This window comes from Burkholderia sp. Nafp2/4-1b, assembly GCF_003635165.1.
GTDB lineage: Bacteria > Pseudomonadota > Gammaproteobacteria > Burkholderiales > Burkholderiaceae > Burkholderia.
Window position 1 is genome coordinate 23840 of record NZ_ML058607.1, and the last position, 14209, is coordinate 38048.

Consider the following 14209-nt stretch of genomic DNA (forward strand, 5'->3'; position numbering starts at 1 on the left):
TGAGCGACCGCGCGGGCAAACGCCTGCGCGCCTTTTCGATTGCTGGAGTGACAACTTGAACCCTGTTGCCAATCACCGCCGCGACCGCCGCGCACCCGCATGCACGCGACCGTGCGGCCCGGCACGGCGCCCGGCATCCGCTTGCGCGGGGCGCCCATGAAGCACAAACGACTCTGGTTCGGCGCGGCCGGCATCGCGATCGCGGGTGTCGCCGTCGCGATCGGCATCATGGTCCGGCCGTCGATCGCGCCGATCGATCCGCCCGCCGCCGCTTCGTTCGATCCGCAACTGGTGCGCGCCGGCGCACGCGTCGTCGCGCTCGGCGATTGCGTCGTGTGCCACACCGCGAAGGACGGCAAGCCGTTCGCGGGCGGCCTGCCGCTCGCGACGCCGTTCGGCACGATCTATGCGACCAACATCACGCCGGACCCCGAAACCGGCATCGGCCGCTGGTCGCGCGACGCGCTCTCCCGTGCGTTGCGCACCGGCATCGGCCGCACGGGCCAGCCGCTCTACCCGGCGTTTCCGTACATTCATTTCACGCGGATGTCGGACGAAGACATCGCCGCCGCCTATGCGTACCTGATGACGCGCACGCCGGTTCGCGCGACGACGCCGGCCAACGACCTGATATTTCCGCTGAACTTCCGGCCGCTGGTGGCGTTCTGGAACGTGCTGTTCCTGCGCGAAGGCGCGTATCGGCCCGACCCCGCGCAGTCCGCGCAATGGAACCGCGGCAGGATGCTCGTCGACGGGCTCGGCCACTGTGCGTCATGCCATTCGCCGCTGAACGCGATCGGCGGCGAACGCACCGGCCGCGCGTTCGACGGCGGCATCGTCGACGGCTGGGAAGCGCCGCCGCTCAATACGCTCGGCCATGCCGCGCGGCCGTGGACGCAGGCGCAGCTCGTCACGTACCTGCGTACCGGCCGCGCGAGCGAGCACGGCGCGGCGGCCGGGCCGATGCTGCCGGTCACGCGCGACCTCGCGACGGTGCCGGTCGAGGACGTGGAGGCGATCGCCGCCTACATCCTGTCGATCCAGAAACCGGCGAACGCACGTGCGGCCACGGCGGCGAATCCCGTCGAGCGCGCCGCGACGACGCCGGCCGCGCAACGCGGCTCGGTGCTGTTCCAGGCGTCGTGCGCGCAGTGCCACGGGCCGGCCGCGCCGATGCAGTCGATCGGCGAGCGGCCGACGATCGCGTTCAGCACGGCGGTGAACGCCGACACGCCGCGCAACGCGATCCAGATGATGTTCAACGGCATCGGCTGGCACGGCGAGGACACGCTCAACTACATGCCGTCGTTCATCGACCAGTACGACGACGCACAGATCGCCGATCTCGCCGCGTACGTTCGCGAGACCTATACCGATCGTCCCGCGTGGTCGGGCGTCGACGCGATGGCCGCGAAGCTCAGAAAAGAGGATTCCGCACGATGATCACCCTCACCGTCAACGGCGTGCGGCACACGCTCGACATCGATCCGTCCACGCCGCTGCTGTACGCGCTGCGCAACGACCTGCACCTGCATGGCGCGAAGTTCGGCTGCGGCCTCGGGCAATGCGGCGCCTGCACCGTGATCGTCGACGGCAAGCCGACGTTCTCGTGCCTGATGCCGGTGGCCGCGGTCGGCGCGCGCAACGTGCGCACCATCGAGAGCCTCGGCAGCGCCGAGCATCCGGGGCCGCTGCAGCGCGCGTTCCTCGAGCACCAGGCGGCGCAGTGCGGCTACTGCATCGCCGGGATGATCATGCGCGCGCAGGCGCTGCTCGAACGCAATGCGAAGCCTACCGAGCAGGAACTGCGCACGCACATGGAACCGAACCTGTGCCGTTGCGGCACGCACATGCGGATTCTCGCGGCCGTGCGCTCGGTCGCGGGGCTGCCGGCCCCCGAACCCGCTTCCGCTCCCGTCACGATCAGCAAGGGGCTGTGATGAATTCCCACGACGACATCGACGAAGGCCGCCGGCACTTCATCGTCTCCGGCGCGCTGTTCGTCGCGTTCACCCTCGCGCCGGCCTCGCGCGCCGCCGCGCAGCTCGTGATCGCCGACGAAGGCGCGGCCGTGCACGTGGCGAAGGCCACGCAGGCGCTCGCCGGCAGCCTGAAGACCAATCCGCTGCTCGACGCGTGGGTCAAGATCGCGCCCGACGGCAAGGTCACCGTGTTTACCGGCAAGGTCGAGCTCGGCACCGGCGTGCGCACCGCGCTGCTGCAGGTGGCCGCCGAGGAACTCGACATGAAGCCGTCGCTGATCACGTTCCTGACGGCCGACACCGGCGCGTCGCCCGACGAGGGCTTGACCGCCGGCAGCCACACGATGGCCGACAGCGGCTCCGCGCTGCTGAACGCGACCGCGCAGGTGCGTGCGCTGCTCGTGGAAGGCGCGGCGAAGCGCTTCGGCGTCGATCCGCGCACGCTGACGACCGCGGACGCGGTGATCAAGGCGCCCGACGGCCGCACGATGACCTACGGCGACGCGATCCGCACGGTCGACCTGCACCGCAATGCGACGCCGACGTCGCCGCTGAAGGACCCGACGACGTTCGCCGTGATCGGCACGTCGCTGCCGCGCGTCGACATCCCGAACAAGGTGACGGGCGGCGTCAGCTACGTGCAGGACATGCAGTTGCCCGGCATGCTGCACGCGCGCGTCGTGATGCCGCCGGTGTACGAAGCGAAGCTGCTGTCGTTCGACGAAGCCGCGATCCTGAAGCTGCCGGGCGTCGTGCGGATCGTGCGCAACGGCAGCCTGCTCGCGGTGGTCGCGCAGGGCGAATGGCAGGCGGTGGTCGCGCAGCGCGCGCTCGCCGCCGGCTGCCGCTGGTCGCCCGGCGGCAAGCTGCCCGATCGCAACACCGTGCATGCGGATCTGAAACGGATCTCGACGCAGCGCATCGAGATCGCGAACACGCATGCGGCCACCGCGCCGGCCGTGAAGACGCTCAACGCGACGTTCCTGAAAAACTTCCTGCTGCACGGGTCGATCGGGCCGTCGTGCTCGGTCGCGCATCTCGAGAACGGGACGATGACGGTGTGGACCCACTCGCAGGGCGTCTACCCGCTGCGCGACGCGCTCGCCGAGATGCTGTCGATGCCGAAGGCGAGCGTGCGCTGCATTCACACCGAAGGGTCCGGTTGCTACGGGCACAACGCGGCGGACGACGCGGCCGCGCACGCGGCGCTGATCGCGGCCGCGATGCCCGGCAAGCCGATCCGTGTGCAGTGGATGCGCGAACAGGAACACACGTGGGATCACTTCACGCCGGCGATGGTGACCGAAGTGAGCGCGTCGCTCGATACGAACGGCCGCATCGTCGACTGGAACTACGCGTTGTGGAGCAGTTCGCACAACGAGCGAATCGTCAACGCCGGCCGGCTGCTGCCCGCGCGGATGCTCGAGCCGCCGTTCGTGCCCGCGCCGTCGACGCCGATGCTGCAACCGGAGGGCGGTGCCGACCGCAACGCGATTCCGCTGTATGCGCTGCCGAACCAGCACATCGTCAACAACTTCTCGCCGACGATGCCGCTGCAGACGTCCGCGATGCGCTCGCTCGGCGCGCACACCAACATCTGGGCGATCGAAAGCTTCATGGACGAGCTCGCGCACGCGGCCGGCGTCGATCCGGTCGAATTCCGGCTGCGTCACATGGAAGACCATCGCGCGCGGCAGGTGATCCAGCTCGCCGCGAAGCACTTCGGCTGGCCGAGGCCGCCGCGTGCCCGCAACCGCGGCGTCGGCTTCGCGTTCGGCAAGTACAAGAACCTGATGGCGTACGTCGCGATCGCGGTCGAGGTGTCGGTCGTGCCGGAAACCGGCCAGGTGACGCTCGAACACGCGGAAGCGGCCGTCGACGCCGGTCAGATCGTGTCGCCGGACGGCATCCGCAACCAGATCGAGGGCGGCATCGTGCAGGCCGCGAGCTGGACGCTGTACGAGGCGCTGAAGTACGACACGGAACGCATTCGCAGCTTCGACTGGAGCAGCTATCCGATCCTGCGCTTCTCGGCCGCGCCGCAGAGCGTGAAGGTCCATCTGGTCAATCGCCCCGGCGCGCCGTTTCTCGGCGCGGCCGAGGCGTCGATGGGGCCGACCGCCGGCGCGCTGGCCAATGCGATCTTCGATGCGACCGGCCAGCGCATGCGCGAAATGCCGTTCGCCGGCGACGCGCTGAGAAAACGCATCGACGCATAGCAGTGCGGTCGAATCCGCTGCTCGACACCCGCTATTCGACACCCGATACTCGATACTCGATACTCGATACTCGACACTCGACACTCGATACTCGATACTCGACAAAGACAGCACCGGCACGCACCGGGGCGACACGCCGACAGGCTGGAGAACTTCCGACGATGGATACCTTGCTTTCGATGCGCGTGTTCACGCGCATCGTCGAAACCGGCAGCTTCACGCGCGCGTCGGACACGACCGGCCTCACCACGCCGCGCGTGTCCGCGCTGCTGAGCGCGCTCGAGCAGCACCTCGGCTGCCGGCTGCTGAACCGCACGACGCGCCGCATCTCGCTGACCGAGGACGGCCAGGCGTACTACGAACGCTCCGTCGCGGTGCTGCGCGAGATCGACGACATGGAGGCATCGGTGTCGCAGGCCCGCAACGTGCCGCGCGGGCGGCTGAAGGTGAACCTGCCGCCGGCGATGGCGAAGCAGGTCGTGGTGCCCGCGCTGCCGGCGTTTCTCGACGCCCATCCGGGGATCATGATCGAGCTCGGCGTGACCGACCGGCAGATCGACCTCGTCGGCGAAGGCGTCGACTGCGTGGTGCGCATCGGCGCGCTCGACGACTCCGGGATGATCGCGAAACGGATCGGCAGCCTGACCACCTGCACGTGCGGGTCGCCCGCGTATCTCGCGCGGTGCGGCGAGCCGGAGACGGTCGACGATCTCGCGCAGCACGTCGCGGTCAGCCACATCTCGGCCGATACCGGGCGGCCGCGCGTGTGGGACTACGTCGTCGACGGCGAGCCGCGCATCGTGCAGATGTGCGGGACCGTCGCCGTCAACGACGCGGACAACTACATCGAGTGCGGCGTCGCCGGAATCGGGCTGATCAAGACGTCGCTGTATCTCGTCGAGCCTTACCTGAAGTCGGGCCGGCTGCGCGAAGTGCTGACCGATTTCAACGCGCCGGCCCGGCCGATCTCGGTGCTGTATCCGCCGAACCGCCACACCCCGGTCAAGCTCAAGGTGTTCGTCGACTGGCTCGCGGGCCTGTTCGAGCAGATTCCGACGCTGCAGGGCAAGCGCGGCTGAACGAACGCGGCGCGGCACCTTTGCGTGCCGCGCAATGCTCGATTGCGCGGCGGCTCGCTTCCGGTTTTATCGAACGATCAATAGTATTGACGGCAGTGCGGCGCTCCGTATCCCGCCGCGGTTCGCGATCTTCCCCTTCCCCAGGAGCCGACCATGTCAGCAGATTCCACGCCGCTCGCGCCGCCCGCGCATGGCGCCAAACTCACGCAGGGCCTGATCCTGCTGTTCGCCTTCAGCTGCGGCGCGATCGTCGCGAACCTGTACTACGCGCAGCCGATCACCGAGCTCATCGCGCCGGGCCTGCACATGTCCGGCGGCACCGCGAGCCTGATCGTGTCGCTGACGCAGATCGGCTATGCGTTGGGCCTCTTCTTCATCGTGCCGCTCGGCGACCTGCTCGAGAACCGCAAGCTGATGATCGTGACGGCCGTCGTGTCGATCGCGAGCCTCGCGGCGGCGGCCTTCGTGCGCACGCCCGGGCTCTTTCTCGCGATTTCGCTGCTGATCGGCTTCAGCTCGGTGGCCGTGCAGATCCTCGTGCCGCTCGCCGCGCACCTCGCGCCGGATCATTCGCGCGGCCGCGTCGTCGGCACGATCATGAGCGGGCTGTTGCTCGGCATCCTGCTGGCGCGCCCGCTGTCGAGCGTCGTCGCAGACGCGTTCGGCTGGCGTTTCGTGTTCGCGGCAGCCGCCGTGCTGATGACGCTCGTGACGGCCTTGCTCGCGCTGACGATTCCGTCGCGCCAGCCCGACCATCGCGCGACCTATTTCGAACTGATCGGCTCGCTGCTGCAGCTGGTTCGCACGATGCCGGTATTGCGCCACCGCGCGTTCTACCAGGGGTTGATGTTCGCGTCGTTCAGCCTGTTCTGGACCGCCGCGCCCGTCGAGCTGACGCGTCACTACGGGTTGTCGCAATCGGCGATCGGCCTGTTCGCGCTGGTCGGTGCGATCGGCGCGACGTCGGCGCCGGTGGCCGGCCGCCTCGCCGACGCCGGCCACACGGTGCGTGCGACGCTGATCGCGCTCGTCGCCGGTGCGTTGGCGTATGCGGTGGGGTTCGTGCACGGCACCGGCCTGTACGGGCTCGTCGTCACCGGCATCGTGCTCGACTTCGCGGTGCAGATGAACATGGTGCTCGGCCAGCGCGAGATCTACGCGCTGCACGCGGCGAGCCGCAACCGGCTGAACGCGCTGTACATGACGAGCATTTTCGTCGGCGGCGCCGTCGGCTCCGCGCTCGCCAGCCCGCTGTACGAGCATGGCGGCTGGCCGCTCGTCGCGGCGGTGGCCGGCGCATTCCCGATCGTCGCGCTCGCCCACTACCTGCTCGTCGGGCGGCCGCACGCGCAACGTCACGCGATCGGCTGAATCCGATATCGCCCGTCAAACCGATTCGTTCGCGGGGCGCGCCGCCGCCCCGCTCCACGTCGAAGGAAAGGAGTCCACCATGTCTTCCCTGCTCAGTGCCTATGATCTGCGCGGTCTCGCGCTTCCGAACCGCGTCGTGATGGGGCCGATGACGCGCTCGCGCGCACCGTCGCGCGGACTGCCCACCGAACTGATGGCCGAGTACTACGCGCAGCGCGCGTCAGCCGGCCTGATCGTGACCGAGGCGACCAACGTCAGCCCGGCATCCGCTGCGTTCGAGCTGACGCCGGGGCTCGTCGACGATGCGCAGGCCGCCGCCTGGAAGATCGTCACCGATGCTGTTCACGCGAACGGCGGGCGCATCTTCGCGCAGCTGTGGCATGGCGGGCGCGTCAGCTCGCTGACGCTGCTCGGCGGCGCCGCGCCGCTGTCGCCGTCCGGCGTGAATGACGACCTCGAACAGCTGCAGGTGTGGGCGCAGTTGCAGAACGGCTACTACACGAAGATTCATGCGACGCCGTCGCGCGCGATGACGACCGACGAAGTCGTCGCGACCGTCGATGAATTTCGCCGCGCGGCCGAGCGCGCGATGGCCGCGGGTTTCGACGGCGTCGAGCTCCATGCGGCCAACGGCTACCTGCCGCACCAGTTCCTGTCGTCGACGTTGAACCAGCGTGACGATCGCTACGGCGGCACGGTCGCGAACCGGGCGCGCTTTCTCGCGGAAATCGTCGACGCGGTCGGCGGCGTGATGCCGCTGAGCCGGGTCGGCGTGCGGATCTCGCCGTACGCGAAGTACAACAACGTGCGCGACGGCGATCCGGACGCGACGTATGCGTATGTCGGCCGGATGCTCGACGAAGCGGGCGTCGCCTATTTGCACGCGGCCGACACCAACGGCTGGAGCGGCGAGCCCGATCTGCCGCGCATCGTCGAGCAGGCGCGCCGGTCGTTCCACGGCACGCTGATCGTCAACGGCGGCATTTCGCCGGATGCGGCGAACGCGCTGATCGATGCAGGCGACGCCGATCTCGTCGCGTTTGCGCGTGCGTATATCGCGAACCCCGATCTCGTGGAGCGCATCGCGATCCGCGCACCGCTGTCGGAACCCAGGACCGTCGGCTGGTATGGCGGCGATCGCGCGGGCTACGTCGACTATGCGCGGCACGACGCGGCACAATCACACGCGTGAGCCGCGCCCGCACCGCGCAACGAGTGGGATGCGCGGCGCGGCGCCATCAAGCGTCGGTCCACCGCGCGCCGAGCACGCGCCCGCAGAAATTCGGCCGATGAAAATCCGGATCCGCGCGTTCGAGCACGTCCGCGCTCCACGTGCCGAACGTCGACAACGGCCGATGCTCGACACCGCGCGCGACGGTCGCGAGGAAGGTTTCGCGAAAGCCGCTGCCGCGCGGGTATGCGGCGAGCAGAGCAGCGCGCTCATCGGCCGTGTAGCTGTCGAAATCAGTCGCCATCAAATCCGTCGACACGGCGCAAGCCAGTGCGCGAGCGAGCGGCGACGCGCGAGCGGCAACCGCCGGCGTCGTATGCAGCGCAATCGCGTGCCATACGTCGTCGCGCATGCGTCGCGACCGGCGATGCCGCAGCAGCAGCGCATGCGCGGCATCCGCACCGTCGAGTTCATAGCGTTCGGTCGAGCGGCAATACGCATGGCTCAGCCCCATGTTCGCGTACATCGCGGCGACATACAGCGCGTCGGCATCGCACGTGTCGCCCGCACGCCGCGCGGCAAGCGATGCGAACACGAACACGCGGCCCGCATGATCGGCGAGCGCGCCAGGCAGCGACGCGCGGGCCGCATCGGCCGCCTCGACCGCAACGGGTGTGCGCGGAATGCGAACGCCGGCCACTTCGTCGCCGGTTGCCGGTGCGCGCGTGTGCGCAGCATTCATCGTGTCTCCTTCGTGCCCCGCGCACGGGGCGGAAAATCGTTCAATCCGGTGCGTGGTCGCCACTGGGCAGCATCTCGCGCCGGCACGCACCGACACGCGCCGGTTAGAAAGCGATGCAGCAGCGCCCGAATGCGTCACAGCCGTTGGTGACCGCGCTCGCCGCCGGATAACGCGGCCGTGCGAAGCGGCGTTCACGGCCGCGCGCGCGGCATGCATCGCTGCCGGAGTCCGCGCACGCGGCGCTCGCCGCGGCCGTACGCGGACCGTCGCGCCCGTCGGCGCCGGTTGCCCACGCACCGCCGCTGTCGGCGACCGGCGACCACGCGGGGCTGACGGGCGGCAGCGGCGGCGCAAGCGACGAGAATTCCTGTTCCGCGTGCACGACCTTGCCGTCGACGACCGTCAGCACCGACGACAACTGCGGTATCCGCGGCGCGTCGATCGTGAAGTAGTCGTCGCTCAGCACCGCGAAGTCCGCATACCGGCCGGGCACCAGCGCGCCCTTGCGGTGCTCGTCCGCGGAAAACCACGCACTGCCCACCGTGTAGCGGCGCAGCGCCTCCATCCGGCTAAGCCGGTTGCGCGGCGGATACAGCGCCGTACCGCCCACGCTGCGCCCCGACACCATCCAGTACAGCGCGACGAACGGGTTGTAGCTGCCGGCACCCATCGCACCGGAGCCCGCACCGACCGGCAGCCCGGCCGCGAGCATCGCGCGGATCGGCGGCGCGCGCATCGCCGCCGCGGCGCCGTGGCGCGCGATGAACGCCTCGCCCTGAAACGCCATGCGCGGCTGCACGGTGATGCCGCCGCCCAGCGCGGCGACGCGCGCGATGTTCGCATCCGAAATGGCCTCGCAGCGGTCGAAGCACCAGCGCAGCCCGGCGAACGAAATCTCGCGGTTCACCGCCTCGAACACGTCCAGGAAGCGGCCGATCGACTCGTCGTAGGTCGCATGCAGCCGGAACGGCCAGCGATGGTGCACGAGCAGCCGGACGATGGCGGTCAGCTCCGCTTCGACCGACGCGGGCAGTTCGGCGCGCGGCTCGAGAAAATTCCCGAGATCGACCGCCGAGAACGACAGCCGCTCGCCCGCGCCGTGCGCGCGCAGGAACGCGTCGCCGTCGCCGGGCGCCGTCAGCGCGATCCACTGCGCGAAGTCGTCGAGTTCGCGGCCGGCGTGCCGCGCGCCCAGCGCATACGCGATGCGCGTCGTCAGTTCGCCGCGCCGCGCGAGCGTCATGACGGCGGCGTAGTCGTCCGGATACGCGAGACCGTCGCCGCCGGCGTCGATCGCGCTCGTCACGCCGACGCGGTTCAGCGCGTGCATGAAGTGCCGCGTCGAGTTGAGCCGGTCGGCCGCGTCCAGCGTCGGCGCGCGCGCCAGCGCCGCTGAAAGCACCGCCGGATCCTGGCGCGCGAGCAGCTCGCCGGTCGGCCGTCCGTGGCGGTCGCGCCGCAGTTCTCCGCCCGGCGGGTCCGGTGTGTCGCGCCCGTAGCCGAGCGCGCGCAGCGCGGCCGTATTCAGCCACGCGCTGTCGGACAGATGCTGGACGAACACCGGTGTATCGGGCGCGATCGCGTTCAACTCGGCGGCCGTCGGGCCGCGCTTTTCCGCGAACTGCAACGCGGTCCAGCCGCCCGCCACGCGCGCCCACTGCGGCGCGGGCGTACGCCGCACTTGCCGGCCCAGCAGGTCGAGCGCGTCGGCGAGCGACGGCACGCCGTCCCAGCGCAGCTCGAGATTGAAATTCATCCCGCCGCGTATGGCCTGCAGGTGCGCGTCGATCAAGCCCGGAATCACGGTGCGGCCGTTCAGATCGATGCAGGTCGTGGCGTCGTGCGCGTGGCGCAACACGTCGCGATCGTCGCCGGTCGCGACGATGCGCCCGTCCGTCACGGCGAGCGCGCTGACGAACGAGCGCTGGTCGTCCTGGGTCGCGATCTTGCCGTTGAATACGACGAGGTCCGCCGAGCGCGCGGGTTGCGTCGCTCTAACCACCGTCCGGCCTCCCGTGCGCGCATGCGCGCGGCGCGTCGCGCGGCGGCGCCGGACGCGAGACGGCGGCCGAATCGTACGCGTGGCCCGAAGCCCGCGTTTCGGCGCGCATGCCGCGATCGCGCGGCCGCATTGCTGCACCCGATTCGCGCATCGTCATGCCGCCTGCTGCGCCGCGTCGGCGGCGTCATGTCGCACGCGTGTCCGGGAGGGTGCAGGTGGCGCTTCCGCGTCCTGACGGATGAAGTTCTGCACGCGCAACAGCCGGCGCACGTCGTGCGCGCGCGACTGCGGATCGAAATGACGCGCAACGCCGGCGACCAGCGTCGACGCGTGCGCGGTGCGCCCGCGCTCGATCAGGTGATCGGCCAGATCGAGCGCACCGCGCAGCGCCCACATCGCGGCGCCCTGCGCATTCGCGGTCTGGATGGCCATCTGCAGGTGACGATGGCCGTCCGCTTCGTAGGCGAGCGCGACATCCACGGCCGCGGTGCGCGCCTGTTCGAGCGTCGCGACGCCACGCACGCGCAGCAGTTCGGGCACGAACAGGTGTTCGCCGTGCGCGCGGCAGCGCGCGAGCGTCGCATCGAGCCGCGCGCGCGCTTCGGCCGCGCGGCCGGTGCGCACGAGCCCTTCCGCATGCGCGACCGTCAGCGGCGCGAGCAGCCGGCGGAAGCCGCTCGCCTCGACGCGCCGCAGTGCCGGTTCGAGCCGTGCGAGGCCCGCGCCGGGATGACCGGCCTGGATGTCGAACTGGCCGGTCAGGCATTCCGCATGATTGCGCCAGATGTCGAAGCCGTGCGCGTCGGCGGTCGCGCGCAGCGTCGCGAGATAGTCGGACGTGATGTCGTGGTCGCCGTAGCGCAGTGCGATCGGCACGGCGGCCGCGCCGAGCACGACGCACAGCGCGAGCGCCGACGGCCCGCGGCGCGCGCAATCGACCGCTTGCGCGGCGATGCGCATCGCGTGCTCGGGGTCGCCCTGCATCCACACGAGCCGCGTGAGCATCGTGCGCGCGAGCGTCGTCATGTCGACGCCGAGCGCGGCCTGCGCGCACGGCGGTTCGCCGGCGTCGGCGAGTTCGGCCGTCGCGGCTTCCAGCCGCTCGCGCGCCTGCGCATGCTCGCCGAAGTAATGCAGCGACGTCGCGACCATCGCATTCGCGAGCAGCCGCTGCGACCGGTCGCCGCGCCGCTCGGCCGCGCGTTGGAAGCGCGTCGCGTAGCGCAACGATTCGTGTATGTCGGACAGCGTCAGCATCGTGTTCCACAGCCCGACCAGCGCACGCGCGTCGAATGCATCGTCGCCGATATGCGCCGCAAGGCCGAGCGTGCGGTCCCACATCGCGGCGGCGGCGAGTGCGTCGCCGTCGGTGTGCAACAGCGCCGATGCGCAGGCCGCCCGCAGCCGCATCTCGCGCGCGGCGTCGACCGGATCGGCGGTGCCCGTGTCGAGTCGGCCGAGCACCTGGCGCGCTCGCGCCGCGCATTCGCGCATCCGCACCGGCTCCAGCAGCGCGCGAGCGAGCCGGTCGGCCTCGGGGCCGCCGGCGGCGGCGTCCGCCGGTTCGGCCGCGGCCTCGTCGGGTGCTTCGAGCGGCTGCATATCGGCTCGTTGCGCATCGGCCGGTTGCATATCGGCCAGCTGCACGTCGACCGGTTGCATATCGGCCAGTTGCATATCAACCGGTTGCATATCAACCGGTTGCACATCGGCCGGCTGCATACCGTCCGACTGCATATGATCCGGCTGTATATGGTCCGGTCGCATATCGTCCGATTGTGCATCGTCTGCTTGCAAATGGGCCGGCTGCGCATCGGCCGACTGCTCCGCGGCCGCCGCCACGCGTGCCGCTAAGTGTTCGCGCTCGTACTGCGCATGCCGCGCGGCGATGCGCTCGAATTCCCCTTCGTTGTGCAGCTTTTCCAGCGCGTATGCGCGCGTCGACTCGGTCAGCCGGTAGCGCGCATACGCGCCGTGGAATTCGACGGTCACGAGCGACTTCGCGACCAGTTCGCCGAGCAGCGCGATCATGTCGGCGGACGACGTGCCGGGCTCGGTCGCGACCGCGCGCGCGGCGTCGAACGTGAACGGACCGATGAAGCACCCCATCCGCCGGAACAGCGCGCGGGCGGCCGGCTCCAGCAGCACGTAGCTCCAGTCGAACGTCGCGCGCAGCGTCTGGTGACGCGGCAGCGCCGAGCGCAGGCCGCCCGTCAGCAGGTTCAGCCGGTCGTCCAGGCGCGACGCGACGATCGCGAGCCCGAGCGTCGCGACGCGCGCCGCCGCCAGTTCGATCGCGAGCGGCAACCCGTCGAGGCGCCGGCAGATGTCCGCGACGAGCCGCACGCCGGCGTCGTCGACCGGACAAGCCGGCGCGGCCGCGCTCACGCGCTCCAGGAACAGCTCGACGGCGGAACACCGGACGATTTCGTCGGCGGACGCGTTGCCGTCCGGCACCGCGAGCGGGCTCATGCGCAGCACCGCTTCGGCCGAGATGTGCAGCGGCTCACGGCTCGTCACGAGCACGCGCAGCGGCGCGGCGCACGCCGTGAGCGTTTCGACGAGGGTCGCGACCAGATCGACGATGTGCTCGGCGTTGTCGAGCACGAGCAGGCAGCGCGACGCGGCGAATGCGGCGCCGATGTGCTCGATGGCGGGCACGCGGTGCGTGTCGAGCCCGAGTTCGCCCGCGAGTGCGACCAGCACGTCGTCGCGCGTCGAAGCGCGGGCCAGTTCGACGAACAGCACGCGTTCGCGCGAACGGCTGCGCACGTCGTGCGCGACGTGCACGGCGAGGCTCGTCTTGCCGATGCCGCCGGCGCCGACCAGCGTCACGACCGGCGCGCGTTCCAGCATGTCGACGATCTGCGCGATTTCGGCGTCGCGGCCGACGAGCGGCGCCGGCGGCGAGACCACGGTGTCGGGAGGCCCGGCGGCCTCGGACGGCACCGCGGCGGCGGGCGTGGGCTCGACCGCAAGCTCGGCCGCCGGCACCGGTACCGGCACGGGCGACGCGCTCGCGATCAGCAGGTAGCCGCGGCCGGGCACCGTCTTGATCAGATCGCGACTCGCGCCGAGCGCCTTGCGCAGCGTCGCGACGTGCACCTGCAGGCGGTTTTCCTCGACGATCACGCCGGGCCAGACTGCGTCCATGATGTCGTCTTTCGACACGACCGAGCCGCTCGCGCGGTGCAGGACTTCGAGAATGTCGAGCGCGCGTGCGCCGATGCGCAGCGACGCGCCGTGACGGCGAATGTCGCGCTGCTCGAAATCCACCGACAAAGTTCCGATCTGGATCATGGCCGCCTCCGGGTACCTCGGGATGAAACGCCTGGCGAGCGCGGCAGCTCGGCAGGCGGAAAGTCCACGCCCGGCGCGCTGTGGCGCCGGACGGAAAATGTCAAATTCGGCTCGAGTGTAGAGGGCCGCTCCGTAAAAATCTTGAAGGAAAATGCACTGCCGGCGCGTCCCGCGCGCGCGAACGATCCGGTCACCCGCGTGCAAGAATCGGGGCGGTATACTCCGCCGTGCCGCCCGCGTATGCGCGGGGTAGGGCCGCGTGGGGCGCGGGAGAAATTCGCGGCCACCGCACGCAAGCATTGAAAGCAATTTGTCAGAAAACAAAGCGGACGTTTATGCAAAT

At 70.1% G+C, this 14209-nt stretch carries 9 protein-coding genes; 6 read left to right on the forward strand and 3 right to left on the reverse strand.

The features are described from left to right. Positions 1 to 156 precede the first annotated feature (156 nt). From C7H84_RS17750 to C7H84_RS17775, 6 genes are all read left to right on the forward strand, one after another. Positions 157 to 1443 (forward strand): cytochrome c, encoded by a 1287-nt coding sequence (locus C7H84_RS17750; RefSeq protein WP_121860090.1) that lies wholly within the window; start codon positions 157 to 159, stop codon positions 1441 to 1443. After that, positions 1440 to 1940 carry a (2Fe-2S)-binding protein gene (locus C7H84_RS17755; RefSeq protein WP_121860010.1) on the forward strand — a complete coding sequence of 167 codons (501 nt, stop codon included), beginning with the start codon at positions 1440 to 1442 and terminating at the stop codon, positions 1938 to 1940. The genes C7H84_RS17750 and C7H84_RS17755 overlap by 4 nt, the downstream gene beginning before the upstream one ends. Beyond that, a complete protein-coding gene (locus tag C7H84_RS17760; protein WP_121860011.1) occupies positions 1940 to 4201 on the forward strand; it encodes a molybdopterin cofactor-binding domain-containing protein in 2262 nt (753 codons plus the stop codon). The genes C7H84_RS17755 and C7H84_RS17760 overlap by 1 nt, the downstream gene beginning before the upstream one ends. A gap of 161 nt (positions 4202 to 4362) precedes the next feature. Next, the gene (locus C7H84_RS17765; protein WP_121860012.1) at positions 4363 to 5280 is read left to right on the forward strand and encodes a LysR family transcriptional regulator; all 918 of its coding nucleotides are present in this window, start codon (positions 4363 to 4365) and stop codon (positions 5278 to 5280) included. A 153-nt stretch (positions 5281 to 5433) separates the two neighbouring features. Next, complete coding sequence (locus C7H84_RS17770; protein WP_121860013.1) at positions 5434 to 6651, forward strand: MFS transporter; 1218 nt, start codon at positions 5434 to 5436, stop codon at positions 6649 to 6651. A 79-nt stretch (positions 6652 to 6730) separates the two neighbouring features. Continuing rightward, positions 6731 to 7843, forward strand: coding sequence for an alkene reductase (locus C7H84_RS17775; protein WP_121860014.1), 1113 nt, complete (start codon positions 6731 to 6733; stop codon positions 7841 to 7843). Between the two features lie 46 nt (positions 7844 to 7889). Here C7H84_RS17775 and C7H84_RS17780 read toward each other — a convergent pair whose 3' ends face one another. The 3 genes from C7H84_RS17780 to C7H84_RS17790 form a co-directional block, all read right to left on the reverse strand. Beyond that, entirely contained in the window at positions 7890 to 8564 is a 675-nt protein-coding gene (locus C7H84_RS17780; protein ID WP_121860015.1) for a phosphohydrolase, read from the reverse strand. A gap of 103 nt (positions 8565 to 8667) precedes the next feature. Further along, entirely contained in the window at positions 8668 to 10566 is a 1899-nt protein-coding gene (locus tag C7H84_RS17785; RefSeq protein WP_121860016.1) for an amidohydrolase, read from the reverse strand. A gap of 153 nt (positions 10567 to 10719) precedes the next feature. After that, positions 10720 to 13866, reverse strand: a complete 3147-nt coding sequence (locus C7H84_RS17790) for a winged helix-turn-helix domain-containing protein (RefSeq protein ID WP_121860017.1) — start codon at positions 13864 to 13866, stop codon at positions 10720 to 10722. Positions 13867 to 14209 lie beyond the last annotated feature (343 nt).